The following is a 25,806-nucleotide window of genomic DNA, read 5'->3' on the forward strand; positions in this document are numbered from 1 at the left end:
TTAGTTGAAGGGGCCTATGCCGGTTAAGGGGTTGCCGCCGTGGAGGTACCAGTAGGTGAGGGCGGCGGCTGCTATGGCCAGGAGGAGGACGGCGACGGAGCCGGCGAAGGGGCGGGTGGCCCAGCCGCGGTTGCGGTCGAAGGCCCAGCGGCCGGGGCCGGTGAGGATGATGACGGCGGCGGTGCCTGCGAGGATGCTTTCGAGTTCGACGCCGCTCGGGACGGACGCCTTGTATTGGAAGCCGGGGTTCATGCCTTGCTTCCAGGCCCACGCGTCGAGGATGACCGCGAGGATTGCGCCCGAGGCGAGCGGCGTGGCCAGGCCGAGGACCAGGAGTGCCCCGCCGCCGACCTCGCCGACGGTGACCAGGATGGCCGACAGCGTCGGGTGGTCCCAGCCGCCCTTTTCCATCATGTCGCGGGTGCCGTCGAGGCCGGGGCCGTGGAACCAGCCGGTCAACTTCTGCAGGCCGTGGTAGATGAAGGTTCCGCCGACGATCAGGCGCAGCAGGAACAGGCCGAAATCCAGTGTGCCGCGGCGATCGTCGCCGTTGCGGCGGCGCAGCCTGCCCGTGTCGGTCGGCGTGTTCGCGGCAGGTGGGATGCTCGCGTAGGCATAGGCGGGGGCCGCGTCCGGCGACGTGCCGCTGGCACCGACCGGGGGGACGTCGGGGTCGAGGCCGAGTTCGTCGTCCGTGCGCGGGACGTCCTTGGTCAGCTTGGGGAACTGCTCGGTCGGCGAATCGTACGGACTGGTCACGCCTCGGCCGGTGGACGACACCGCCGACTGCTCGGCCGTGGACGGCACCGAACGCTGGGCCGCCGAGGGGTCGGATGTGTCTTTCGGCTTCTCGGTCACGGCCAATACCCTATGCTGCGCCACGCAACAGCGGGCCGCAAACACGTCGAGGGGGGTCCACGGTGTTTTGCCGACCGGAGCCAGTTCGCCGAACTCGTGTGCTTCGGGCGGAAACTCTGCACAGCGCGGGAAAACTTGCGCGGCTCATCGGTGGGCCGGAGGGGCGCTGCGGGACGGTTTTCCGTAACGTCTGAGCTATGAGGTTGGTTGTTGGTCGAGTTGCGGTGAGCTTGGTGCTCGGGTCCGTGCTGGTGGGCGGATGCGCGCGGTTCGATGATTCGGCGTCGAGCCCGTTCACGCCGGAGCCGACGCTGCATGGAGCGAACATCGACCCGAAGAAGCCGTCGCAGCCACCGACGTCGACCACCCGGCCGAGCGGGCCGTGCATCGACCCGGACCCGGCTGTGGTGGCTACCTGTCTGGACACCACCGGGGGTCTTGTCGCGTTGGGCGACGGCGCGCTGGTTGCCGAGCGGCGCACCGGGCGCATCCTCAAAGTGGCGCCGGAGACCCCGCCCTCCGAGGTCGCCCGGGTGGACGTGGACGGCTCGAGCGACGGCGGCCTCAGCGACATCGTGCTCTCCCCGACCTTCCACGAAGACGGGCTGATGTACGCCTACATCACCACGGCCAGCGACAACCGCGTGGTGCGCATCGCCGAGGGCGGCGGCCCACCCAAGGACATCCTGACCGGAATCCCGAAGGGCCCCAGCGGAAATCACGGTGCCATCGACTTCGCCACACCCACCCAGATGTTGGTGCTGACCGGTGACGCGGGCAATCCCGGCGCCGCGAACAATCCGTCCTCGCTGGCGGGCAAGCTGCTGCGGGTGAACTCCCCGGCGCCCGGTGCTACCGCGGAGGTCGCGGTATCGGGCATCGGTACCGCGGGTGATGTCTGCCGGGACAGCAAGGACAGCATCTGGATCACCGACCGCACCGCCGTCGAGGACCGGCTGCAACGGCTCGGCGGCGACGGAGTCGTCACCACCGCGTGGACCTGGCCCGACCGTCCCGGCGTCGCGGGCTGCGCCGCCGCGACCGACGGCGTCGCGATCGCACTGACCAAGGCGAAGGCCCTCGCCATCGCGGCGGCCGACGAGAACACCCACGCCGTCACCTCGGCCCCGACCCTGCTCGCGCAGGACAAGTACGGGCAGCTCGGCGGCGCGGCCGTTGGCGCGGACGGCTCCATCTGGGTGGGCACAGTCAACAAGACCGACGGTCAGCCTGGACCGTATGACGATCGGGTAGTGCGCATTCCGCCGCCGCAGGCTGGTGGAAACGGCCCCGACTAGGCCGCGCGAACATCAAAGGGCCGACTCTACGGAGTCGGCCCTTTGGCGTCGCAGTATCAACGCAGTCGAAAGCGATTGCGCGAACGCGGTTCCCGCATACAGCCGAACCGCCCAGCAGACCGAGCTTGCTGCACCGCGCCGGGTACGCATCGCCGCCACAACCACCTAAGGGGGGCAACCGCTCCACGTTCGACCAACTGAACCCATTGCGGGCCAACTGAACCCATTGCGGGCCAACTGAACCCACCACCCCGCCATGCCCCGTTCGCCACCGTCTCCCGGGTCCGGCGCACGTCGAGTGGTACATGGCTGCGGCAAACGTCGAGTAGGTCCCTCCGTCATGCACCACTCGCCGAGGGTGCGAGCAGTGGTTGCTACGCCGAGGCGTAGTGGCACTTGCCCGCCGAACGGGACTTAACCGCTGTGTCCATCGAATTGGCGCTCTGCCATGTCCCGCTCGCCACCAAGTCACCACTTGGCGTAATGCCGAGTGGGACCTAGTCGAGGCAAATGCCGAGTGGGGGCTCCCCCATGTCCCGCTCGCTGCCAAGCCAGCCTTTGGCGTGCCGAGTGGGACCTGGTCGAGGCAAATGTCGAGTAGAGGCCTCCCTCATGCCCCGCTCGCCGCCGAGCCAGCCTCTGGCGTGCCGAGTGGGACCTGGTCGAGGCAAATGTCGAGTGGAGACTCCCTCATGTCCCGCTCGCTGCCAAGCCAGCCTTTGGCGTGCCGAGGTGGGACCTAGCCGAGGCAAATGTCGAGGTGGGGGCTCCCCCATGTCCCGCTCGCTGCCGAGCCAGCGTTTGGCGTGCCGAGTGGGACCTGGTCGAGGCAAATGTCGAGTGGGGGCTCCCTCATGTCCCGCTCGCTATCAATCCACCGCTTGACGTGATGCCGAACGGGACCTGGCCGCGGTGTTTGTCGAGGGGACCGCTGTGCCATGTCCCGTTCGTGACTGCCTCCGCGCGCGGGGCAGCTTGGCTGAGGCGAACGTCGAGTACGGGCTCGCAAGCCCGGTTCCACAATCGACTCTCCGTCGAAGGTCAACTGAACCCGCTGCGGGTAACCATGGTCACCAACCGAACCGCTACGGGGCCAACCGAACCGCTACAGGCAAGCACCGCACACGCCGCGCGAACACGTCGCAGGCGATCGAACCTCGGCGGGCGAGCACAGCCAGCCTCCCTAGCGAACCGGGCGCGGTACATAAACCGCCACCGGCAAGCACCGCCCAGCCGCTAATCCGCTACAGGCCAACCGAACCCACCACCGGCAAATCGCTAGGGCGGAAGTTCCCGCGGGCGTCACGGTGATCAGTCGGTGCCGGAGTAGGCCGAGACCGGCTACGCGGGTCGTCGGTCTCGGATTCAGCCGGGCAGCCGCAGCATGACGATCAGGCGTAATCCACACCGACTTCCCAGGCGGGTTCATCACTCAGCACCACGGTGCCGTTGAAGAACCGACCGGCGGCCTCGTGCCATCGACGCGGACACGGTCGATTACCCACCGAGCCGCCGCGTCTCAACAACCGAGGCTCGGTGGGCACGCACGTCAACCAAACTCGCTGCAGGCCAGCCGAGCCTGCGGCCGCCAGGCCGCATCACTCACCAACTGAGCCGCTACGGGCCGACTGGCTGCGGGCAAGCACCGACCGCCGCCGAGCACCTCTCAGCCGACCAAACCGCCACCGGCAAGCACCGGCCACTGACGAGCATGTTTCAGCCGACCAAACCGCCACCGGCAACCACCGAGCATGTTTCAGCCGACCAAACCGCCACCGGTAAGCACCGGCCACTGCCGAGCATGTTTCAGCCGACCAAACGCCACCGGCAAGCACCGGCCACTGCCGAGCATGTTTCAGCCAGCCGAACCCCGGAGGGCAGGGATGGCCGAGCACCTACCGAGCGAACACGTCGCAGACCACGAAAACCCGCTGCGCGCAGTCACTCTCAGCTACAAGCGGCGATGACCAGTTCGCGTACGCGCGCCGCATCCGCTTGGCCGCGGGTCGCCTTCATGACGTCACCGACGATCTTGCCTGCGGCCTGGACTTTGCCGGAGCGGATCTTGTCGGCGATGTCCGGGTTTGCGGCGAGCGCCTTTTCGACCTCGGCCTGGAGGGCGCTGTCGTCGCTGACCATGCCGAGGCCCTTGGCTTCGACGATCTGGGCGGGCTCGCCTTCGCCGGCGAGCACGAAGTCGACGACCTGCTTGGCGACCTTGTTGTTCACCGTCTTCGCCTCGACGAGGTTGATCACCTCGGCGACCTGGGCGGGGGTGATCGGCAGGTCTTCCAGCGAAACCTCGCGCTCCTTGGCCTTTTCGGTGAGGTAGGCGACCCACCAGGAGCGGGCCTCGTTCGCGGGGGCGCCCGCGTCGACGGTGGCGATGATGAGGTCGAGTGCGCCCGCGTTGACGAGGTCGCGCATGACCTCGTCGGACAGACCCCAGTCGGACTGGATGCGCGAGCGACGCAGCCACGGGTATTCCGGAATGGTGCCGCGCAGCTCGTCCACCCACTCCGGTGCGGGCGCAACGGGTTCCAGGTCCGGCTCGGGGAAGTAGCGGTAGTCCTCGGAGGTCTCCTTGACGCGACCGGGCGAGGTGGTGCCGTCGGTCTCGTGGAAGTGCCTGGTCTCCTGGACGATGGTGCCGCCGTTCGCCAGCACCGCGGCCTGGCGGCGCATCTCGAAGCGGACGGCGACCTCGACGCTCCTGAGCGAGTTCACGTTCTTGGTCTCGGTGCGGGTGCCGAATTCCCTTGCGCCGAGCGGCATCAGCGACACGTTGGCGTCGCAGCGCAGCGAACCCTGCTCCATCTTGACGTCGGACACACCGAGCGACTTGAGCACCTCACGCAACGCGGTCACGTACGCGCGAGCGACCTCGGGGGCCCGCTCGCCCGCACCGGTGATCGGCTTGGTGACGATCTCGACCAGCGGCACACCTGCCCGGTTGTAGTCGAGCAGCGAGTGGCTGGCGCCGTGGATGCGGCCGGTCGCACCGCCGACGTGGGTCGACTTGCCGGTGTCCTCCTCCATGTGCGCGCGCTCGATCTCCACCCGGAAGGTGCTGCCGTCGTCGAGCAGCACGTCGAGGTGGCCGTTGGTGGCGATCGGCTCGTCGTACTGGCTGATCTGGTAGTTCTTCGGCTGATCCGGGTAGAAGTAGTTCTTGCGCGCGAACCGGCCCCACGGGGTGATCGAACAGTTCAGCGCGAGGCCGATCCGGATCGCTGACTCCACGGCCTTCTCGTTCACCACCGGCAGCGAGCCGGGCAGGCCGAGGCACACCGGGCACACCTGGGTGTTGGCGTCGGCGCCGAACTCGGTCGGGCAACCGCAGAACATCTTGGTTGCGGTGGACAGCTCGACGTGGACCTCCATGCCAAGCACCGGCTCGAACCGGGCGATGACATCCGAATAATCCATCAAGTCGACTGTGGGTGCACTCATGGCCAACAGTCTATGTAAGCCCTCGAGCGGGAACGCAGGGGCTTACGCCTCCACCTCGCTGGCGCTCGTTTCCGCCGTACGCCCACGGCGCCGCACATCAGTTCACTCGCTACGCTCGCTCACGACTCACCTACTTCGGCGGGATCCGCTGCGTCAACCACCCCGTCACGTAGCTGAGCACGTCCGGCGAGACAGTCGTCTCGATGGTGCTGTACTCGCCGGGGAACCCGGTCTCGGTGGGCTGCATCAGATGGTTGAGGCCGGGGAAGACATGGACCGTGGCATCGGGGTTCGCGGCGAGGGCGGTGCGCATCGCGGGCTCGCTCTGACTCGGCGGTACCTGGAGATCTTTCCCGCCGAAGAAGGCGAGCACCGGAACCCGGAGGGCCGACAGGGCCGGTGCCGGTTCGTAGGCGACAAGGGCGGCCAGGTACGGCGTGATCCCCGCCGTGACGTCGGATTCCGGGGCCCGCCGATCGGCAGGCTCGGCCTCATTCTGCTTGCGCGCCAATTCCTTCGCGCCAGCCAGGTCACCCGCCTTCAACAGTGCCGCGAGCTCGGCGGTCTGCCGCACCTGGTTCTCGATGGCGTCGGCGGGGGCGCCGCCTGCCGCGGCAATCAACCGGGTCTGCTCGACGAGCACATCATGGCCCGACACGCCCGGTCCGGCCATCAGGATCAGGAAGGCGACACCACTATCGGGACGCGCGGCGACCAGTGGCGCGAGGTAGCCGCCTTCGCTGTGCCCGAACAGGCCGACGCGGGCCGGATCGATGTCCGAGCGTCCACGCAGGAACCCGACACCGGCCGCGACATCGTTGGACAGGTCGGTGTAGTTCGCGTCGTCCAGCTTTCCGCCGGTGCCGCCGACACCCCGGTCGTCGGTGCGCAGGACCGCGTAACCGGCTTTGGTCAGTGTGTCCGAGATCAGCAGGAAGGGCTTGTGGCCCATCAAACCTTCGTTGCGGTCCTGCGGGCCGCTGCCGGTGATCAACAGAACCGCCGGGAACGGGCCTTTGCCCTCGGGTTTTGTCAGGGTGCCCGCGATGGTGATGTCACCATTGCGGAAGGTGACGTCCTCGGACTGGTACGGGAACGGCGGCTTCGGCTCCTGCGGGCGGGCGAGCGGGGCGACCTTGCCGCGTTGCAGTGCGAGCTTGAACGTCTGCCCGCCCTGCACGAAGTCGCCGGTGATGCGGTCACTGCCCTGGTCGTAGACGCCGCGGAACTTCGGATCGCCGGGGATGTCGGCGATCGCGAAAGACACCTCGTTCCGGTCGGACTTCACGTCCTTCAATTCCACCGCCGTCACCCCTTGCGTCGGGATGTCGATGGTGGCCGTGCCCTTGTCGGTGAACGTCACCCCAACCTCGGTCGGCCGCCCCGGCACCTCGATCGCCCCGTGCCAATCACCGGTCGTCGGCTCCGGCGGATTCGAGTCCGCCCCCGACGAACATCCCGCGACCAACACGGCAATCATGAACAGAGCCAACGCAATCGCTCGACCAGTGCGCATGAAATCCACAGTACAGACGAGCCCTCGTACACCAGACGGTCAGCTGGACGACGGACCAACATCACAATCGGCACCCTGCGAGGTACCGCAGATTCCCGCGCGATAACGCGGGCAGGTCAGACGGCGACAACCGTCAGTACTGCTTCGAGTCCTTCGAAATCCCTGGCATTGCGGGCATACAACGGCAACTGGTGCTCCGCGATCATCAGATCGAACTTGCGGGGCTCAGGGCTACGTCCACCGCTGGTGACGAGACCCGCCAGCAGGGTGAAGCGACGCGCCGCCGATGAATCGACCGCAGCTCGCCGACACCACACAGAGCGACATCGCGCTACTCGCCGCGGGCGTAGCGGGCCGAGGCGGCGACGGCCTTCATGTCGAGGTTCAGGCTCGGGTCTCGCTGTTGGGCTTCGTGGAATTCCAGCATCACGTCGTCGAAGGTGCTGCGACGGGCCGAGGTGATCAGGGCCTGGCGGACGTAGTCGCCGAGGGGTACGCCGGTGGCGTAGGCGCGGCGGCTGAAGGTGCCGAGGGCGTCGGCGGGCAGGTCGTAGGTGTCGATGAGAGCCACGGCGTCCATCTCGATTTCCGGGATGAGATCCCGACCCTCGGACTCCAGGAATTCCACGACCGTGTCGTCGGCGGTGCGGCGGCGGGCCAGCGCGACCAGCTCTTCGCGCACGTACTTCAGCAGCGGGAGCCCGGCGGCATCGGCCCGACGGCGCAGCACGGCGACGTCGGTGTCCGGCAGGTCGTTCACGAGTAAGTCGGCCATGGCCGCCAGCGTAACCCGGCGGCCGAAGCCCGCGACCGCCCATGTGCCGATCGATTGTGCCGCTGCGGAATTCGCTCAGCCGAAGAACGCCTCGGCCTCCCGATAGCGCTCGTCCGGCACCCGCTTGAGCTGCTTGGTGGCCTCCGCCAGCGGGACAAGATCGATAGTGCTGCCGTGCAACGCGACCATCTGCCCGAACTGACCGGCATGCACCGCCTCGGCGGCGTGCAGACCGAAACGAGTGGCCAGGACGCGGTCGTACGGCGTGGGGCTGCCGCCGCGCTGCACATGACCGAGCACCGTGGTGCGCACCTCTTTGCCGATGCGGCGTTCGATCTCCGCGCCGAGCTGCTGGGCGACACCGGTGAACCGCTCGTGCCCGAATTCGTCGATACCGCCCGCGCGCAAGGTGAATCCGGAATTCTCGGCCGGATGCGAACCTTCGGCGACGACGCAGATGAAGTGCTTGTCGCCGCGCTGGAAGCGGCGCTTGATCATGGCGCACACCTCGTCCACGTCGAAAGGAACCTCGGGCACCAGGGTCAGGTGCGCACCCGACGCCATGCCCGCGTTCACCGCGATCCAGCCCGCGTGCCGCCCCATCACCTCGACCAGCATCACCCGCTGATGCGATTCCGCGGTGGTGTGCAGCCGGTCGATCGCCTCGCTGGCGATGCTCAGCGCCGTGTCGTGGCCGAAAGTGACGTCGGTGCAGTCGATGTCGTTATCGATGGTCTTCGGCACGCCGACCACCGGAACACCTTCGTCCGACAGCCAGCTCGCCGCGGTGAGCGTGCCCTCGCCGCCGATCGGAATCAGTGCGTCGATGCCGTTGTCGTCCAGGGTCCGTTTGATCCGGCCGAGCCCGGCGCGCAACACGTCGGGGTTGGTGCGTGCGGTGCCGAGGATGGTGCCGCCCTTGGCGAGCAGCCGGTCGGTGCGGTCATCGTTGTGCAGGTGGATCTTGCGATCCTCCAATAGACCGCGCCAGCCATCCTCGAACCCGACGATCGCGTCGCCGTAGCGGCCGTTCGCGGTGCGAACGACGGCACGGATCACCGCGTTCAGTCCAGGGCAGTCTCCGCCTCCGGTCAAGACTCCGATGCGCATGGCCGCTATCTTGCCCCGCCCGGCCACGCTTGGCAGGCCGACCCCCGTGAAGCCTGGATATCAGCGATCTTTCAGTAGATGTAGACGATCGCGTTCTCGCCGCCGGTGCAGGTGACCAGGCCGTCCCGAGTGGTGCAGTCCATGGTGTATTCCCGCTGCGTGGTGGGGCTGAACGCGGTGAGCCGGCGGGTGCCGTCGGTGTCGGGTCCCGCGCTGTAGGCCTTGCGGAGTTCCTCGGCGAATTCGCATGAGGTGACGCCGTTACCGATCGCGGAATAGGTGAAGCGGCCCGCGGGTGGATATTTGGTGGCGCATCCGGTGGCGGTGGCGGGTACCGGCGCGAGCGTCGGGGCGGCGGGCCGATGGGTGAACGCATCCCGATTCAGCCAGCCGAAGACGCCCGCGAGTGCAATCGCGACGACGATGAGTGCACCGATCATTCGGAACCGCTTGGCTCGGGAACGACGCTCGGGTAGGGCTTTTTCGGACGGAGTCACCGATGCTACCGACACCGAAAGTTGATCGGCCTCTGCGCGTTCGACACGATCATGGCTCGGCGGCTGGACTCGATGCTGCTCCCGCCGAGCCGATTCGATGCGGTGGTCCGGCTCTCGGCTTAGTTCCAGCCGCTGGTCCGGCGGGTGGCTCGGTTCCGGCCCTCGGTCCGGCTCGCGACTCGGTGCCAACCGTTGGCCCGGCGCGCGACTCGACTCCACCTCCCGCCCCTGCTCGCGACTCGACTCCGGCCGCTGGCCCGGCTCGCGACTCGACTCCAGCCGCCGGTCCGGCCCGTGGCTCGACTCCGGCCGCCGGTCCGGCGGGTGGCTCGGTGCCAACCCCCTCCCCGGCGGGTGGCTCGGTTCCGGCCTCCAGCCCGGCGCACGGCTCGCCTCCGGCCCTCGGTCCGGTTCGCTGGCTGGTTTCGGTCGCTGGTCCGGCCCGTGCTTCGGGTGCGGCCCTCGGCCCGGCTCACGGCTCGAGTCGAGCCACTGGCCTGGCCCGTGGCTCGACTCCGGTCCTCGGTCCAACTCGCGGTTCGATGCCAGCCGCTGGTCCGGCCCGCGGCTCGATTCCGAACCTCGGTCCGGCTCGCGGTTCGGGACCGGCCGCTGGTCCGGCTCGCGGATCGACTCCGAACCTCGGTCCGGCTCGCGGCTCGACGCGAGCCGCTGGTCCGGCCCGCGACTCGACTCCGAACCTCGGTCCGGCTCGCGGCTCGACGCGAGCCGCTGGTCCGGCCCGCGACTCGACTCCGAACCTCGGTCCGGCTCGCGGCTCGACGCGAGCCGCTGGTCCGGTCCGCGGCTCAACTCCGGCCGCCAATCCGGCTCGCGGCTCAACTCCCGCCCCCGGTCCGGCTCGCGGCTCAACTCCCGCCCCCGGTCCGGCTCGCGGCTCGACTCCGGCCGCCAGTCCGGCCCGCGGCTCGACTCCGAACCTCGGTCCGGCTCGCGGCTCGACTCCGGCCGCCGGTCCGGCTCGCGGTCCGGCGGCAGCGGCTGGCCCGGCTCGCGGCTCGGTGCCAGCCCCCGCCCCGGCTCGCGGCTCGACTCCGGCCCCCGCACGATCCGGCTCGACCCACGCTGTCCCTGTTCCGGGGCCGACTGGCGCGGAATCGCGTCCGTCGGAAGAGCATTCGCGAGGAGTGCGGATCCGACGTTCGGGAACACCACCGTGGGTGGCGCTTTGGGTGGCACGGCACCCATGCGGTCGGTCGGCAATTCGGTGACCGCGACGATCGGGCGGCCGGTGAGTGCCGATTTCGCCGCCGATGCCAGCCCACCGGCGGTCGAGTAGCGGTCCGTGGGTCGCTTCGCCATTCCCCGCGCGATCACCTCGTCCAGGGCGGCGGGCACGCCTGCCCGGACGGCACTGGGTCGCGGCGGCGGCGCCGAAATGTGCGCGCGGATCAGCACACTCATCGCGTCGGCCCGGAAAGGCTGTGCGCCGGTAAGGCATTCGTACAGGACGCAGGCCAGCGAGTAGACATCGGTCGTGCCGGTGACCGGACCGTTCTCGAACCGTTCCGGCGCGATGTAACTGTAGGAACCGACCGCGGCGGCACCGGTGTCGGTCATATCGGGATCCTGCGCCGACCTGGCGATGCCGAAGTCGGCCAGGTAGGCGAAGTCCGACGCGGTAACGAGGATGTTGGCGGGCTTGACGTCGCGGTGCACCAGCCCCTCCGCGTGCGCGGCGTCCAGGGCGGCGGCGATCTGCTCGACGACGCCGATCGCGCGGGCCGGTGTCAGCGGACCCTCGCCGCGCAGCACCGAGCGCAGGTCGTGGCCGCGGACCAGCCGCATATCGATGTAGAGCACGCCGTCGATCTCGCCCCAGTCGTGAATCGGGATGACGTGCGGTTCGGCCAGCCGCGCGGCCGCCTGCGATTCCCGCCGGAAGCGCTGCTGGAACATCGGGTCTTTCGCGAGGTCGGTCGGCAACAGTTTGACCGCGACCACCCGGTCCTTCACGGTGTCGTAGGCCTCGTACACCTCGCCCATGCCACCACGACCGAGCAGCGAGCGCAGCTCGTATGGACCGAATCGAGTCCCGATCCTCGTCCGCGGTCCGTCCACCCCGTCACCTCCACCTCACGTGCGCGACCCGGCGCACCGCAGGCCAGGTGGCCTACATCCGATACGTCGGGATTCTCAGGGCTCGCCGTTACCCGGTCAAATCGCGGCGGATCAGGCGGGACACCGACCGCCGGGCAGCTCGTCCAGGTGCTGGGAGATAGCGGTGGCCAGCTTGTCCAGAATCGTCATCCCGTCGGAGAACGCGCCGGAATCCGCCTGTGCGGCGAACGCGATCGCGATCTCTCCCGACGGCGTCGAGAGCAACCCGAACTGCCGGACCAGATACGCGCCCGCGGCATTCGGGCCCCAACCACCCTTGAATTCGGCACCGGTGAAGGCGCCGAGCCCCCACCGCTGAGCGGGCTGGACCTGTTCCATCAGATCGATGACGGCATCGGACTGCGGCAGGCAAGGCAGCCGCGAGGCGAACCGGACCTGTTCGGCGAGTGACCATTCCGCCTGACCGAACGCGGAATGGTCGGGCCTGGTTCGGCTGGCGGGCACGGTGGTTTTGGTGTCACCGCCCTCGCGGAGCACCGACTGCACGGCCTGGGCCGCCTCCGGACCGGTGCCGAGCGATTGCCACAGCGTCTCGGCGGCGGCATTGTCGGACGCGGTGATAGCCGCCGACGCGGCATAGGTGGCGGTGCCCGCGTTGCGGCGCAGTGCGGCAATCGTCAACGGCACCTTCATGGTCGACCAGGCGGGCCCGGTGGTCCAGTCACCGAAGCTGACCACCTGATCACCGCCGACCGGCATGATCGCCATGCCGAGACGTCCGCGCACACCGGCCTGCAACTCGGCGACGCTCGCCGCCAAGGTGCCGGGGACGGTGATGGACAGACCCTTTTGGTCCGCGTGCGACGCGGCCTCGGTAATGCTGGTCTCGTCCGACGTCGAATGATCGGTTCCGGAACCGCATCCGGCCACCAGGAATACGGCTAATGCCGCACAGCTCAATGCTTTTCGCACCCGAGCCACGCGGAATCGATCAATATACATACACCACCGCGTTTTCGCCGCCACTGCACGTGACGAGCTGGCCTTCGCTGAGGCAATTCATCGTGTAGGTCCGGCCGGTGACCGGGCTGGTGGCCACCACAGTGCGCGGTGCCTCTCGCGAAACATTCTGCGAGGTACTGGTCTGGGCATACACCCGGCGGACTTCCTCGGCGAACGCGCAGGTCGTCGCGGCCGAGCCGGTGGCGGCCTTGCTGAACCCGTCGGATGCCGAATTGCCTTGGCTGCACGGCTTCGCACCGGCGGGCAGGGTGACCGTGGTCGGCTTGGCCGGGGTGGCGGTGACGGGTGGCGCCGATGACGTGCCTGGCGTCGTGGCCTGCGGGGCAGCCGTCGGCGCGGGAGCGCCCGCTTGCTGGTCGGACGTCGGCGCGACCTTCGTGGTGCCGAATACTTGCCAGCCGACCGCACCGACCACGGCGATCACGACAATCGTGGCGACCGCGACCAGGATGGGCAGCACGATGGATCGCCGCTTGCCCGTGTCGTCGTACGGATCTTCCTCGGGTCCGTAGTCGTCCACGTAGCCCTGGTCTTGGTATTCACCTCTGCTCGCGTAGTTGCTCTGCGGCGGATAGTCGGCACGCGCGTGGCCGCCGTGTTCGGAATACGCTGCTGGGCCGGAATACTCGTCCGGTGCGGAATACGCTTCCGGCGGAGAGTATGCGGCGGGGGCCGAATAGGCCTGGGTTGCCAGGTAATCGGCCGGATAGTCGTCGTGGGCCGGTGGCGGTTGGTAGCCCGGCGCGTCCGGGAACCGCCGGGTCTCGTACTCCTGGGCCTCGGAATACGCTTGCCCGTCCGGGTAGGGCTGCTCCGCCGAATACGCCTGCGCACCGGGATGTTCCGGATACCCCTCACTCGGTGGGTGCTCCGAATACCCGGGTGATTCTGGATAACCGTAGGCCCCGGGCTGTTCCGAGTACGCCTGCGCGTTGGGGTGCTCCGGGTACGGCTGCGCCCCGAACCCTTCGGAGTGGTCTTGCGCCCCTAGCTGATCCGGGTGGGCCTGTGCTCGGGTCTGCTCCGGGTACGACTCAGCCCCAGGCCGGTCCGAATATGCCTGCGCCCCAGACTGCTCCGGGTACGGTTGACCCCCAGACTGCTCCGAGTACACCTGCGTCTCGTACTGATCCGAGTACGGCTGCGCACCGCTCTCCGAATACGGCGGTCCCCCCGGCTGTTCCGAGTATGCCTGTCCCCCGGATTGCTCCGAGTACAGATGCGCATCAGGAAACGGCCGTACCGGCGGCAGCGCTTGGTCCGGTGTCCACCGGGCGGGCGGCGCGAACGGCGGTACCGGCTCCTGCTGCGACGACAGCGGCGTGAACTGGGTTTCGGTCGGTCGCACCACGGTGGGCCCGCTGGGCAGGATCACGGCGGAGATCTCCCCCGTCGACTCCGGCGGCACCACCCCCGACCCGGCGGATGCGGGCGCGCGGACCACCAGCATCGGTCCGGTCTGCGGCGGCACGTTGGCCGCGGGCACGCCTGCCGGAGCCGCGCTCACCGGCGGCAGGTTGGTCGAGGGCGCACTCGACAGCGCGTCGCGCGCGGCCATCGCCAACGCGGCCGCGGTCGGCCATCGATCGGCCGGATCCTTGGCCATGCCCCGGCTGATCACCGCGTCCAGCCCGGCCGGAATACCTGCCTGCTGCGCGCTCGGCCGCGGTGGCGGATCGGAAAGATGCGATTTGATCAGCACATTCATGCTGGCCGCCGGGAAGGGTGAGGCTCCGGTCAGACACTCGTGCAGCACGCAGGACAGCGAATAGATGTCCGCGCGTCCGGTGACCTGGCCGACGTCGAATCGTTCCGGCGCCATGTAGATGTAGGAACCGACGGCCATGCCGACCACCGTGACGGCGCTGTCGCCCTCGGTATGTGCGATGCCGAAGTCGGCGAGATAGGCGAAATCCGCTGCCGTGACCAGGATATTCGCCGGTTTCACGTCGCGGTGGATCAGGCCGCCCGCGTGTGCGGCGTCCAGTGCCGAGGCGATCTGTTCGATGATGCCCACCGCGCGAACGGGACTCAGCGGCCCTTCCTTGCGCAGCAGGGTGCGCAGATCGACGCCGGGCACCAGCATCATGTCGATGAACAGCACACCGTCGATGACGCCCCAGTCGTGGATGGGGATGATGTGCGGTTCGGCAACGCGCGCGGCCGCTTGCGATTCCCGTCGGAACCGCAACTGGTAGGTCGGGTCACCGGCGAGTTCCTCGTGCAGCAGCTTGACCGCCACCACCCGGCCCTTCACCGTGTCATAAGCCTCGTAGACCTCGCCCATGCCCCCCTTGCCCAGCAGCGATCGCAATTCGTACGGCCCGAACCGTGTACCGGTTCTCGGCCCAGGTGCCTCCACCCCGTCAATCCTCCACATCCCGGGCCAGGAGTGCACGCATAACTCTCGCGACGCCTGCCCGTCAAAGAGTGGATTCTCCGGGTGTCACCACCCCGTGGTCAAACGCAAACACGATCGCCGCGGCCCGATCGCGCAGCTCCAGCTTGCCGAATATGTGTCCGACATGGCTTTTCACGGTCACTTCCGAGATCCCCAGTTCGCGGGCGATCTCCGCGTTCACCCGGCCGCGGCCGATCAATTCGAGCACTTCGTACTCGCGCGCGGTCAGGTCGGAGAGCCTGGCGTTGGTCCGGATCGGGCTCGGCCGCACGGTGCGGTAGGCCGTCAGCACGCGTTCGGTGACCGAGGGGTCCAGCCAGGCGCCGCCGCCCGCGACCATCCGCACCGCGCGGATGAGGTCCTCGGCGGGCGAATCCTTGAGGATGAACCCGGCCGCACCCGCGCGCAACGCACCGGACAGCAGCTGATCGTCGTCGAAGGTGGTCAGCACCAGCACCGGCGGCGCGCCGTCGCGGGCGCGCAGGATGCGGGTGGCGTCGATGCCGCCGACCCGTTTCATCCGTAGATCCATCAGCACCACGTCGGGCCGGTCGGCCGCCACCGCGTCGAGCACTTCGTCGCCGTCGGCGCACTCGCTGACGACGAACCCGTCGCGGCGGCGCAGGATGCGGCGTAGCCCACCGCGCACCAGTTCCTGATCGTCGACCACCAGGACGGTGACCGCGTCCTCGGCGCCCGCGGGCGATGCGGCTGTCACAGAGCCTCCCGTGTCATCGACGCGCCGCCGTGCGGCACACCGGGCCAAGATGTGCAAGAGAATCCGCCGCGGCCGGGAGCCAGCGGGATGGACGCGCGGACCGACCAGCCGCCGTCGTCCTGGCCCGCGATCAATCGGCCGCCCAGCAGTTCGGCGCGCTGCGCCATCCCCGAGATCCCCATCCCCTTGCCCGGCGGCGCGGGCACACCGGCGGGCAACGTGTTGTCGACGGTCAAGGTCACCGCCGCGGCATCCACCGCCACCTGGACGGCCGCGGACGCACCCGGCGCGTGTTTGACGACATTGGCCAGCGACTCCTGACCTATTCGATACAGCGCGAGCCCGACCGCGGGCGAGACCGCGCGCAGGTCGTCGGTGCACACATAACGCACATCGAGTCCGGCCCGCACGAAATCACCGACCAGGCCCTCGATGTCCTCGACGCCCGGCTCCGGCGCCTGTTTGGACGGCCGCGCGTCGAGCAGGCCGACGGTGCGCCGGATGTCGGCCATCGCCTGGCGGCCGAGCTGCTCGGCCTCGGTGAGCGAATCCACCGCCTCGTCGACATCGCGATCGGTTTGCAGCGCGCGCCGCGCCGCGGTCAGGTGCAGCAGGGTGATGCTCAGCGAATGCGCGATCACGTCGTGCACCTCGCGGGCGATCCGCCTGCGCTCCTCGTCGGCCGCTTGCGCCGCCCGGATGTTCTGGAACCCGCGCTCCTGATACAAAAACCGGCGCTGGTATTGCAGCATCACCCCGGCCATCCAGCCGAAGGCGATGCTGACCAGATAGCTCGGCAGGCCTTGCAGATGCCCGTTCGCCTCGAAAACCACCAATTCCAGCATCATCGCCACGGTGGTCGGCACGCTGATCCGCTTCGGCGCGATCGCCGACACCTCACCGGCCGCGGCCACCAGAATGAACGGCGCTAGGTCCGGCGAGACGGGCTGGGCCAGGAACAGCGCCTCGGCCGCCATCGCGAACAGCCCGAGCGTCACCGGCCGTGGCATCACTCCCAGGAACGCGTACATCGGTCCGAAGGCGGAGGTCAACAGCACGGCGAAAATCGGCAGAGCGGTCGGAAAGTAGCTGTGCCGCTGGACCGCCGCCGCGATGGCGACGATGAGCAGTGCCAGATCCACCGTGATGATCACCGACGGCGGGTAGTCGAAGGGCAGTTCCTCGACCCGGCGCTGGAACGAGGCCACCGGCTGCCGCGCGAATTCGACGATGCGATCCCGCGACTGCCGCAGGTAGACCAGCACGCGCCGGAACCCGCGGGACACCGGCCCGCCGGCCGGGGCGGAGACGCCGATCACACCCATGGCGTAAAGGCTAACCGCCCGATACCGGCCGGTGCATCGTTCCGGAAGCGGTCTGCTTCTCCTACCGTGGGTGGAGATCAATTCGGGTCCCTGGCACGACGACAGCCCGACCGGACCGTCCGTAACGTGAGTCATAGCGTCACACGAAAGGCAAGGGTCATGTCCTGGGAAGAACAGCACGCCCGTACCGAAGTTGTGCACACTGTCCTCGCCCGCGCCGCCGTCGATCCGGCCGATCCGCACCTGTTCGCCGACCTCCCGGAGCTGGAGCGGCTGTTCGGTGACGCGGACGGGTTGTTGCTCGCCTTGCGCTATCGCTGGAATATTCACCTCGACGCGAAGCTGGATCAGGCGCTGGCCCAAGGACAGTCGGTGCTCGAGGCGTATCTCGAGCTGGCCGCCGAGCAGCCGGTGCTGCGCGCGGTGCTCGATGCCCAGTATCGTCGCCGCCACCACGCGCCGGAAGTCATGGCACGGTAGCGCGCTACGAGAGACGAACAACTGGTGACTGATCGAACAGAGTGGGGGCCAACGATGTCCAATCCGGCAATGCTCGAACTAACCGGGGTGACCAAGGAATACCGGGTCGGTGGGCAGACGGTTCGCGCGCTCGACGACATCAGTCTGCGCATCGAACCGGGCGAATTCACCTCGATCATCGGGCCTTCCGGTTCCGGTAAGAGCACACTGCTCCATCTGCTCGGCGCACTGGATACCCCGGATTCGGGATCGATCCGATTCCAGGGCAACGAGATCGCCAGCCTGGACGACGAGAGCCAGTCCGAATTCCGGCGGCACCGCGTGGGGTTCATCTTCCAGTTCTTCAACCTGCTGCCCACTCTGTCGGCGTGGGAGAATGTCGCGATCCCGAAGTTGCTGGACGGCACCGGGTTACGTAAGGCCAAGCCGCGCGCGCTGGAACTGCTCGACCGGGTCGGGCTGAGCGATCGGGCGAACCATCGTCCGGCCGAGCTGTCCGGCGGCCAGATGCAGCGGGTCGCGGTGGCCCGGGCGATGATCATGGATCCGCCGCTGATCCTGGCCGACGAGCCCACCGGCAACCTGGATTCCAAGACCGGGGCCGCCATCCTCGAATTGCTCGGCGAGATAGCCGGTTCCGGCAATTCGGTGGTGATGGTGACCCATGACATGGGCGCGGTGGCCTACTGCGACCGGGCGGTCACCTTGCGCGACGGCCGGATCGGCTCCAACGACTCGGTCGAGCGATCGGTCAACGCATGATCGGCGCCGCTTGGGATCGGCTGCGGCTGTTCAATATCGGCGAACTGCTCGTGCACCGCGCGCGGACCATGATGTCCCTGGTGGTGATGGGGGTGTCGGCGGGCTTGCTGGTGGCGGTGTTGAGCATCTCCGGCTCGGTCACCGGATCGGTGGACCGGCTCACCCAGAGCCTCGGCGGACGCGCCGCACTAGAGGTCACCGGCGTGACCGACGCGGGCTTCGATCAGCAACTGCTGCAACGGATCGCGACCACACCGGGGGTCGACAAGGCCGTACCGATGCTGCGTTCGCAGATCGGCGTCGGCGACGACCGGGCGCTGCTGATCGGCGCCGACGCGAATATCAGCGCGCTGGGCAGCGCACTGGCCGGGCCGGTCACCGCGCAGGCGGGCAAGCTGCTCACCGTGCCCAACGGCGTCCTGGTCGGCACCGGAATGGGCTACGCGGAGGGTGAGCAGTTCCCGCTCGGTTCCGGAACCGTCACCGTCGCGGGCGTTCTCGACAAGGACACCTCGAAACAGCTCAACGACGGCCACCTCATCGCGGCGCCGCTCGGGCTGGCTCAAAAGGTCACCGGGCGGATCGGCCGACTGGATTCCATTCAGGTGATTCCCGCGCAAGGCACCGCGGTCGAGACGTTGCGTGCGGACCTGACCAGGGTCGTCGACGGTCGCGCGGTGGTCGCCGAGCCCAGTCTGCGCACCGCGCAAGCCGGTAGCGCGATCCAACTCGTGCGCTATTCGACAACGATGGCTTCGGCTGCGGCACTGATCGTTTCGGCGTTCCTCATCTACAACGCGATGAGCATGGCGATCGCCCAGCGCAGACCCATGCTTTCGCTGCTGCGCGCCATCGGCGGCAAGCGCGGGCCGATGGTGCGTGACCTGCTGGCCGAGGCGGCGCTGCTCGGCGTGCTCGGCGGCGCGGTGGGCGCGGTGATCGGGATCTTCATGGGACGCATCGCGATCGGTCAATTACCCGCCGCCGTCATGTCATCCGTGGAGGCCCGCACCGAATACATGGTGCCCGGTTACGCGGTTCCGGCCGCGATCTTCGCCTGTGTAGTCGCCAGCGTGACCGCCGCCGGGCTCGCCGCGCGTCAGGTGTACCGGGTGGAGCCCATCGAGGCGCTGGTCCCGGTCGGCGTCGGCCGGGTCGACACGGCGAGCCCGCTGCTGCGGTGGGCGGCGATCGTGGCGGGGCTCGGGCTTGCGGCGCTATCGATCGCGATCGCCGAGCTCGACCTCGGCCGTTATTCGCTGGCCGCCATTTCCACCTCGTTCGTCGCGGCCGTGATGATCTGTTTCGCCGCGACCGGGCCACTCGTCCGGGCCGCCGCGGCGACCGCGCGCTTATTCGGTGCGCCGGGCGCCCTCGGCGCGACCACCCTCGAACGGGCGCCGCGCCGGGTGTGGGCGACCGCGATGACGGTGATGATCGGCGTGGCCGCGACGGTCGCGATGAGCGGAGCGTCGCGCAATATGGTCGATTCCGCCACCACGACCTTCACCGACCTCGCCCGGAGCGACGTCTACGTCAGTCCGGCCTCGCTGGCGCAGTTCCCGACCGGTCCGCTACTGCCCGCCGGGCTGGCCGACCGGATAGCCGAGGTGCCCGGGGTCGCCGAGACGAGTCCGGCGCAGATGGCGTTCTCCACCCTCGGCAGCGGACGAGTGATGCTGCAAGGCTTTCCGCCCAACGCGCGCGAAACCCGGATGCGAATGCTGGACGACACCGTGGTCGCGCGATTGTCCGCCGGTCAGGGAGTGGCGATCTCGCGTGACGTGGCCCGGTCGCTGAACGTGGACGTCGGCGCCCAGTTGACCTTGCCGACGCCGACCGGCGAGCACACCGTGACTGTGCTGCAGGTGATTCCGTACTTCTCCGCGATCGCGGGCGTCGTCATGATGGACCTCGACCTGATGCGGCACTGGTACGAACGGCCCGGCGAAACGATCGTCTCGGTCAATATCGAGGACGGCGCGGACCACGCCGCCGTGCTGGCGGCGATCCGGCAGCTGGTTCCGCCGGAGATCCACGTGGACACCGGCCCGAACACCGTCGTCTCGGCCGCCTCCAGCATCCGGCAGGGCTCGGCGATGAGCAACGCCATCCTCTGGATCGTGGTGCTGGTGGCCACGGTCGCGCTGTTGAACACCTTGATGCTGTCGGTGCTCGAACGCCGCAGAGAGCTCGGCGTGTTGCGGGCCATGGGAACCAGCCGCAAGTTCCTGATGCGGTCGGTGCTCGCCGAAGCGGCCGGGATCGGATTGACCGGCGCGGCACTGGGTCTGGTCGTCGGCATCGCCGTGCAGTATCTGGCCACCGTCGCCATCGCGCACGCGCTGACCATCGACGTCGTCTACCAGCCGAGCCCGATGCTGCTGGTCTACGGCTCGGTCGCGCTCGGGTTGGCGCTGCTCGGCTCGATCCCGCCCGCATTGCGCGCGGGCCGGATGCCGATCGTGGAGGCGCTGGCCGTCGACTGAATCACACTGCCTACAACGGCAAGTCGGCAAACCACGCCTTGAACTTCTGCTGGGTCAGTCCGAAGCCGGAGTCGGGCTGACTGTCGGTGAGCGTCACCTTGGCGAAGAACAGGTAATGCGAGCGCGCCGGATCGGATTCGAAACTCACCACCAGGAAGCCATCCGGGAAGCCGCCGCCCGCTTGCTCCCACCGATAGGTGGTGTACGACTTGCCGCCGTTGCGTTCGGTCGCCTTGGTGTTCGGCGGCAGGTCGCGCACCGCCGCCTTGGCGTCCTCGGGCGACTTGAAGGCGACCGCGATGAAGTCGGGTTCGTTGATCGGCACACCCCAGCAGTTCCAGGCCGTCTGCCATTTCGGGAAGGCGGGCACGTCGTTGTCGCTGGAGATCTTGTCGCCCGCCTTGACGGTGTCCAGGAAGCAGGTCTTGTCGTGATAGCCCGCGCCGCTGCCGATTCCGTATGTTGTGTCGACGCCCTGCGGGAGCACCTTCGGGAACGCCTTGGCGAGGGTCGTCGGGTCCTCGGGTGTGCCGGTGCTCGCGGCCGAGGTCTTGCCCGTATCCGACGGTGACGACGAATCCGAACCGTCCGCTGTCGCCAGCACGATCCCCACGACGACGAGCACGACCACGACGATCAGGCTGATCACCACGATCAAGCCGGTGTTCGAGCGCCGGGCCGGGCCGGGCTGGACCGGGTAGCCCGGCCCGGGGTGCTGCGGTCCGTAACCCATCGGCGGCGGACCCTGCGGTGGGAACGACTGTCCGGCACCGGAGTTCGGCGACGAGTAGGCACCGACTTGATTGCTCGACGAAAACGACTGTCCGCCGACGGAGTTCGCCGGTGGGTAACCGCCGCCGGAAGACGGGAACTGTTGCCCGACAGCGGGGCTCGACCCGTACTGGGGAGACGCCGCGTATCCGGAGACGGCGAGCGGCGTCGCGTACGCGGGCGACGACCCCGGGTACGTACCCTGCGCCATCGGTGGTTGGGCGAGCACCGTCGGGGCGGGCTGCGGGGTGTACTGCGGCACGACGGGCAACGGTGGCAGCTGTCCGGTGAGCGCTTGCCGTGCGGCACTGGCGAATTCGGCGCAGGACGAGAACCGGTGGTCGGGCCGCTTCGCCATCGCCGCCGCGATCACCGCGTCCATGGCGGGTGCCAGACCGGGCCGCCGCGCGGCCGCCGAGGGCGGCTGTAGCTGGAGGTGGCCGCGGATGATGTCGGCCGGGGCGGGCGCGTCGAACGGCGCCACCCCGGTCAGCAGCCAGTACAGCGCGCAGGCCAGCGAGTACTGATCGGAGCGGTGATCGAGATGCGCACCGGTCATCTGCTCCGGCGAGGCGTAGGCCAGCGTCGCGGTGAACATGCCGGTTTGCGTCAGATGCGTGGAGTCCTCACGCAGCCTGGCGATTCCGAAGTCGGTGAGAAAGACCCGCTCGCGTTGCCCGCCGCTCGCGCGGGCCAGCATGATGTTCGCGGGCTTCACATCACGATGCAGCACACCCATGCCGTGCGCGTAATCCAGTGCCGCGGCGACACCTTCGATGATCTGCACGGCCCGCTCCGGCGGCATGTTCTGTGGGTTCACCGTCGCCGCATCGACACCGTCGACGTACTGCATGGAAATCCACAGCTGATCGTCCTCGGTGCCGCGGTCGTATACCGTGACGATATTCGGATGATCGAGTTGCGCGGCCAGATCGGCCTCCCGCTCGAACCGCGCCCGCACCTCGGTATCGGTGAACAGCTCGCGGTTGAGTAGCTTGAGCGCGGTTTGCCGTGGCAATCTGGGATGGCGGGCCAGGTATACCGATCCCATGCCACCTTGCCCGAGCAATTTCTCGATGGTGAACCCGGCGAATACCTCACCGCTGGTCAGCAACACGTCCCCTTCAGGTAGACCGCGGCGTCCGGATGTCACCTCCGAGCGCGTCATACAGAGCTTGGAGCATAACCGGTAACCCCGTAGCCACGCGGTTTCGAATTCTTCGGGAAGATCGGCAAAACTATGGTGGAGACATCACCGTCACGTCAACGTTCCATGGCGCGTTCATGATGTCCTCACGCCCGATTACCGATCGGGTCGATCCGACGAGCTAAATTTTGCACCGCCGACAAACAGCGATCACACGCATGGTGGTGGGGAGGACGCGTGGTGAAGTCGACGGGAAGAGGTGCTGCGTTGCGCTCGGTACTACGCGGCACCGCCGTGGTCACACTGATCGGGCTCACCTCCTGCTCGCTGCTCCCCGGCGACCGGCACCCCGCCGAGCGGCCCGCCGTCATCGTCGACACCGCAGGATCTTTCCGTCCGGGACTTTCGGTGTCCATCCCCGATTCGCTGGCCGCCGACTTCACCCAGTTGCAGCCCAAACTCGGCGGTCAAGTCGGCTTGGCGGTGATGCCGGTCGGCGGCGGCCGGATGACCATTTTCGGCGACTGGACCAGCGGCATCGCCTGGTCGACCATCAAGGTCCCGCTGGCGATCGCGGCGCTGCGGCACGACCAGGATCCCGGCATCTTCGATGTCGCCGAGGCCGCCATCACCGTCTCCGACAACGGCGCGGCCGAGACGCTGTGGGAATCGCTCGGCGACGGCCTGGAAGCCGCCCAGGCGGTGCAGGACGTACTCGACGAGGGTGGCGACTCCACCACCGGCGTGGCCGGGCCACGAACCAGGTTGGACTACACGGCATTCGGGCAGACCGAATGGACGCTGGCCAACCAGGTGCGGTTCGCTTCGCGGCTGCCGTGCCTGCCGGACACGTTCCGGGTGACCGAGCTCATGTCCGAGATCATCCCCGACCAGGCCTGGGGACTCGGCACCTTGCCGGGTGCGGCGTTCAAGGGCGGGTGGGGCCCGGATGACGACACCGGGATCTACACGGTGCGCCAGTTCGGTGTAGTGCCGACCCCCTCCGGGATGGTCGCCGTCGCCCTTGCGGCGCAGGCCGATTCGGGGACCTACGACGATGCCACCGCCATCCTGAGTCGCCTGGCCGGGCTGCTCGGCAGGCATCTGACCGAGTTGCGCGGCGGTACCTGCTCGCACTGAGCGCCCGGTCGGCGATGTCAGCCGGGAGTTACCAGCCCGGATTCGTAGGCCAGAACCACCGCTTGCGCGCGGTCGCGCAGGTTCAGCTTCGAGAAGACCTTGGAGACATGCGTTTTCACGGTCTGCTCGGCGACGAACAGGGATTCGGCGATCTCGGTGTTGGACATGCCCTTGGCGATCAACTCCAGCACCTCCCGCTCCCGCGGCGTCAGCGAGGCCAACGCGGGCGTCGGCTTCGCGCGGGTGGCGGAGCGGCGGCGGGTGACGTCGGCGATGAGCCGGCGGGTGACCGTCGGCGCCAGCAAGGCCTGGCCGTCGGCGACCACGCGGACCGCGCGGACGAGTTCTTCGGCGGGCGCGTCCTTGAGCAGGAAGCCGCTCGCGCCGAGGCTCAGCGCCTCGTAGACGTAGTCGTCGATGTCGAAGGTGGTGAGCATCAGTACCCGCACCGGCGGCTCGAACCCGGCGGCCAGGATGTGGCGGGCCGCGTCGAGGCCGTTCATTTCCGGCATCCGGACGTCCATCAGGACCACGTCGGGGCGCAGCCGCTTGGCCTCGGCCACCGCGATCTTTCCGTCCGGAGCGTCGCCCACCACGCTGATGTCGGGCTGGGCGGCGAGCAGGGCACCGAAACCCTGCCGCACCATTGCCTGGTCATCGGCGATCAACACGGTTATCGGCACCGCCATACCCTAGTGGGACGAGCGGTCAGGGGGCCAGACGGCTCAGTTTGCGGCTTGACCGAGCAGAACCGGGTCCAGTGTTGTGGTCTGACTCAGCGGGAGCCTGGCGTGTACCTCGAAACCGCCATCGGGACTTGGGCCCGCGGTGAGGTCGCCGCCCGCGGCAAGGGCGCGGGCCTGCATGCCCGCGATGCCGTGGCCGCCGTTGCCGACCGGGCGGGCGACGGTGGCGGTGGGACCGTTGCGCACGATGAGCTCCACCAAGGGGCCGACCCGCAGATGCACCTGGACGGACGCTTCCGGGGCATGCCGGGACGCATTGGACAGCGACTCCTGGGTGATCCGATACAACGCGAGACCCGCGGTGTCGGGGACGGTCTCCAGCAAGCCGTCGATCGTCCAGGCGATCCGCACGCCCGCACGCAGCGCGCCCTCGAACAGGGCCGGCACATCCGTGGCCTTGGGCTGCGGCGTGTGCTCGGGGGCCTGCCCGTCGCTGCGCAGCACGCCGAGCATGCCGCGGATCTCGTTCAACGCCTCGCGGGCGGTGGCACCGATGGATTCGAATTCGGCCCTGGCGGCCGGGGTTACGTCCGCGACCCGGTAGGGCGCGGTCTGTGCCTGCACCACTACCAGCGACATGTGATGCGCCACCACGTCGTGCAGGTCGCGCGCGATGCGGGCCTTCTCCTCCAGGATGGCCCGGCGCGCCCGCTCGACCTCGTTCTCCTCTTCCTGGCGCACCAACTGCTGACGCGACAGCACGAGCCACCGCACGAGCAGCCCGAACAGCACCACCGCGCCCAGTGCGATGGGCCAGCCCCATGCCGAACTCCCCAGGTCGCCGCTGGACATCGTGGTGCCGAGCAGCAGCGATGTCGCTACCCAGGCCACGCCGATGATCGGCACCGTCGCCCGCACCGCCACCGCGAACAGCAGCGCGAACAGGCACAGGATGTGCACCACCTGGATCGGCAACTCGTTGTTCGGCTGGTTCGGAATCGCCAGCGAGATGAGCATCCCCGAGCCCGCCGAGATCGCCCAGCCGAGCGAGGGGTTGATCCGGATGAGCAGGATCGGGAACGCGGCGAGCGCCGCGATGAACGGCTGCACCGCCAGCGGGACCGCATGGGTGAGATGCAGCGTCGGCCACGCCACCGCGTAGAAGATGAGGGCGACGAGCACCGTGACGACGTCGAACCACATCCGACCGCTGAACTGCTTGATCCGGGCACGGATCTGCTGCTTCATACCTACGACACTAGAAAGTCCAGCGTG

At 68.4% G+C, this 25,806-nt stretch carries 18 protein-coding genes; 5 read left to right on the plus strand and 13 right to left on the minus strand.

The window, feature by feature from the left end; translation table 11 throughout:
- On the minus strand, nt 1-858 hold the full coding sequence (locus ACFK0J_RS29340) for a DoxX family protein (RefSeq protein WP_378732759.1): 858 nt from the start codon (nt 856-858) through the stop codon (nt 1-3).
- A 197-nt stretch (nt 859-1,055) separates the two neighbouring features.
- On the opposite strand from ACFK0J_RS29340, the gene ACFK0J_RS29345 reads away from it, so the two are divergent.
- Nucleotides 1,056-2,156: a PQQ-dependent sugar dehydrogenase gene (locus ACFK0J_RS29345; protein ID WP_378732761.1), complete on the plus strand. Its 1,101-nt coding sequence runs from the start codon at nt 1,056-1,058 to the stop codon at nt 2,154-2,156.
- Between the two features lie 1,947 nt (nt 2,157-4,103).
- On the opposite strand, the gene gatB is transcribed toward ACFK0J_RS29345, so the two are convergent.
- The 9 genes from gatB to ACFK0J_RS29390 form a co-directional block, all read right to left on the minus strand.
- Complete coding sequence (gatB, locus tag ACFK0J_RS29350; RefSeq protein WP_378732763.1) at nt 4,104-5,609, minus strand: Asp-tRNA(Asn)/Glu-tRNA(Gln) amidotransferase subunit GatB; 1,506 nt, start codon at nt 5,607-5,609, stop codon at nt 4,104-4,106.
- Between the two features lie 130 nt (nt 5,610-5,739).
- Complete coding sequence (locus ACFK0J_RS29355) at nt 5,740-7,125, minus strand: alpha/beta hydrolase family protein (protein ID WP_378732765.1); 1,386 nt, start codon at nt 7,123-7,125, stop codon at nt 5,740-5,742.
- A gap of 331 nt (nt 7,126-7,456) precedes the next feature.
- Nucleotides 7,457-7,900 (minus strand): hypothetical protein, encoded by a 444-nt coding sequence (locus ACFK0J_RS29360; RefSeq protein ID WP_378732767.1) that lies wholly within the window; start codon nt 7,898-7,900, stop codon nt 7,457-7,459.
- A 75-nt stretch (nt 7,901-7,975) separates the two neighbouring features.
- Nucleotides 7,976-9,010 carry an ATP-dependent 6-phosphofructokinase gene (locus tag ACFK0J_RS29365; protein WP_378732769.1) on the minus strand — a complete coding sequence of 345 codons (1,035 nt, stop codon included), beginning with the start codon at nt 9,008-9,010 and terminating at the stop codon, nt 7,976-7,978.
- Between the two features lie 71 nt (nt 9,011-9,081).
- Complete coding sequence (locus tag ACFK0J_RS29370) at nt 9,082-11,589, minus strand: protein kinase (protein ID WP_378732771.1); 2,508 nt, start codon at nt 11,587-11,589, stop codon at nt 9,082-9,084.
- 111 nt (nt 11,590-11,700) lie between these two features.
- Nucleotides 11,701-12,570: a hypothetical protein gene (locus tag ACFK0J_RS29375; protein WP_378732773.1), complete on the minus strand. Its 870-nt coding sequence runs from the start codon at nt 12,568-12,570 to the stop codon at nt 11,701-11,703.
- Nucleotides 12,571-12,580: 10 nt separating this feature from the next.
- The gene (locus ACFK0J_RS29380; protein ID WP_378732775.1) at nt 12,581-14,992 is read right to left on the minus strand and encodes a protein kinase; all 2,412 of its coding nucleotides are present in this window, start codon (nt 14,990-14,992) and stop codon (nt 12,581-12,583) included.
- Nucleotides 14,993-15,035: 43 nt separating this feature from the next.
- Nucleotides 15,036-15,731 (minus strand): response regulator, encoded by a 696-nt coding sequence (locus ACFK0J_RS29385; RefSeq protein ID WP_378732777.1) that lies wholly within the window; start codon nt 15,729-15,731, stop codon nt 15,036-15,038.
- On the minus strand, nt 15,728-17,056 hold the full coding sequence (locus tag ACFK0J_RS29390) for a sensor histidine kinase (RefSeq protein WP_378732779.1): 1,329 nt from the start codon (nt 17,054-17,056) through the stop codon (nt 15,728-15,730). The genes ACFK0J_RS29385 and ACFK0J_RS29390 overlap by 4 nt, the downstream gene beginning before the upstream one ends.
- Before the next feature lie 159 nt (nt 17,057-17,215).
- Between ACFK0J_RS29390 and ACFK0J_RS29395 the strand changes: the two genes are divergently transcribed.
- The 3 genes from ACFK0J_RS29395 to ACFK0J_RS29405 all read left to right on the plus strand — a co-directional run bounded on the left by ACFK0J_RS29395 (nt 17,216) and on the right by ACFK0J_RS29405 (nt 20,787).
- On the plus strand, nt 17,216-17,536 hold the full coding sequence (locus tag ACFK0J_RS29395; RefSeq protein ID WP_378732781.1) for a hypothetical protein: 321 nt from the start codon (nt 17,216-17,218) through the stop codon (nt 17,534-17,536).
- A gap of 69 nt (nt 17,537-17,605) precedes the next feature.
- On the plus strand, nt 17,606-18,298 hold the full coding sequence (locus tag ACFK0J_RS29400; RefSeq protein WP_378732783.1) for an ABC transporter ATP-binding protein: 693 nt from the start codon (nt 17,606-17,608) through the stop codon (nt 18,296-18,298).
- Complete coding sequence (locus tag ACFK0J_RS29405; RefSeq protein WP_378732785.1) at nt 18,295-20,787, plus strand: FtsX-like permease family protein; 2,493 nt, start codon at nt 18,295-18,297, stop codon at nt 20,785-20,787. Before ACFK0J_RS29400 ends, ACFK0J_RS29405 begins: the two co-directional genes overlap by 4 nt.
- 10 nt (nt 20,788-20,797) lie before the next feature.
- Here the strand turns inward: ACFK0J_RS29405 and ACFK0J_RS29410 are convergent, their stop codons facing one another.
- Complete coding sequence (locus ACFK0J_RS29410) at nt 20,798-22,675, minus strand: protein kinase (RefSeq protein ID WP_378732787.1); 1,878 nt, start codon at nt 22,673-22,675, stop codon at nt 20,798-20,800.
- A gap of 297 nt (nt 22,676-22,972) precedes the next feature.
- Here ACFK0J_RS29410 and ACFK0J_RS29415 point away from each other — a divergent pair, with 297 nt between their 5' ends.
- A complete protein-coding gene (locus ACFK0J_RS29415) occupies nt 22,973-23,845 on the plus strand; it encodes a hypothetical protein (RefSeq protein ID WP_378732789.1) in 873 nt (290 codons plus the stop codon).
- 17 nt (nt 23,846-23,862) lie between these two features.
- On the opposite strand, the gene ACFK0J_RS29420 is transcribed toward ACFK0J_RS29415, so the two are convergent.
- Together ACFK0J_RS29420 and ACFK0J_RS29425 are read right to left on the minus strand one after the other, a co-directional pair.
- Entirely contained in the window at nt 23,863-24,528 is a 666-nt protein-coding gene (locus ACFK0J_RS29420; protein ID WP_218470705.1) for a response regulator transcription factor, read from the minus strand.
- Nucleotides 24,529-24,570: 42 nt separating this feature from the next.
- On the minus strand, nt 24,571-25,779 hold the full coding sequence (locus ACFK0J_RS29425) for a sensor histidine kinase (protein WP_378732791.1): 1,209 nt from the start codon (nt 25,777-25,779) through the stop codon (nt 24,571-24,573).
- Nucleotides 25,780-25,806 lie beyond the last annotated feature (27 nt).

This window comes from Nocardia brasiliensis (assembly GCF_042691675.1).
In the GTDB taxonomy this organism is placed as follows: domain Bacteria; phylum Actinomycetota; class Actinomycetes; order Mycobacteriales; family Mycobacteriaceae; genus Nocardia; species Nocardia brasiliensis_D.

Bases quoted from the DNA above. Each gene is read 5' to 3' on its own strand.
- ACFK0J_RS29390 (WP_378732779.1), bottom strand. From the start codon at position 17,056: ATGGGTGTGATCGGCGTCTCCGCCCCGGCCGGCGGGCCGGTGTCCCGC.
- ACFK0J_RS29345 (WP_378732761.1), top strand. From the start codon at position 1,056: ATGAGGTTGGTTGTTGGTCGAGTTGCGGTGAGCTTGGTGCTCGGGTCC.
- ACFK0J_RS29395 (WP_378732781.1), top strand. From the start codon at position 17,216: ATGTCCTGGGAAGAACAGCACGCCCGTACCGAAGTTGTGCACACTGTC.
- ACFK0J_RS29405 (WP_378732785.1), top strand. From the start codon at position 18,295: ATGATCGGCGCCGCTTGGGATCGGCTGCGGCTGTTCAATATCGGCGAA.
- ACFK0J_RS29355 (WP_378732765.1), bottom strand. From the start codon at position 7,125: ATGCGCACTGGTCGAGCGATTGCGTTGGCTCTGTTCATGATTGCCGTG.
- ACFK0J_RS29360 (WP_378732767.1), bottom strand. From the start codon at position 7,900: ATGGCCGACTTACTCGTGAACGACCTGCCGGACACCGACGTCGCCGTG.
- ACFK0J_RS29400 (WP_378732783.1), top strand. From the start codon at position 17,606: ATGCTCGAACTAACCGGGGTGACCAAGGAATACCGGGTCGGTGGGCAG.
- ACFK0J_RS29365 (WP_378732769.1), bottom strand. From the start codon at position 9,010: ATGCGCATCGGAGTCTTGACCGGAGGCGGAGACTGCCCTGGACTGAAC.
- ACFK0J_RS29380 (WP_378732775.1), bottom strand. From the start codon at position 14,992: ATGTGGAGGATTGACGGGGTGGAGGCACCTGGGCCGAGAACCGGTACA.
- ACFK0J_RS29425 (WP_378732791.1), bottom strand. From the start codon at position 25,779: ATGAAGCAGCAGATCCGTGCCCGGATCAAGCAGTTCAGCGGTCGGATG.
- gatB (WP_378732763.1), bottom strand. From the start codon at position 5,609: ATGAGTGCACCCACAGTCGACTTGATGGATTATTCGGATGTCATCGCC.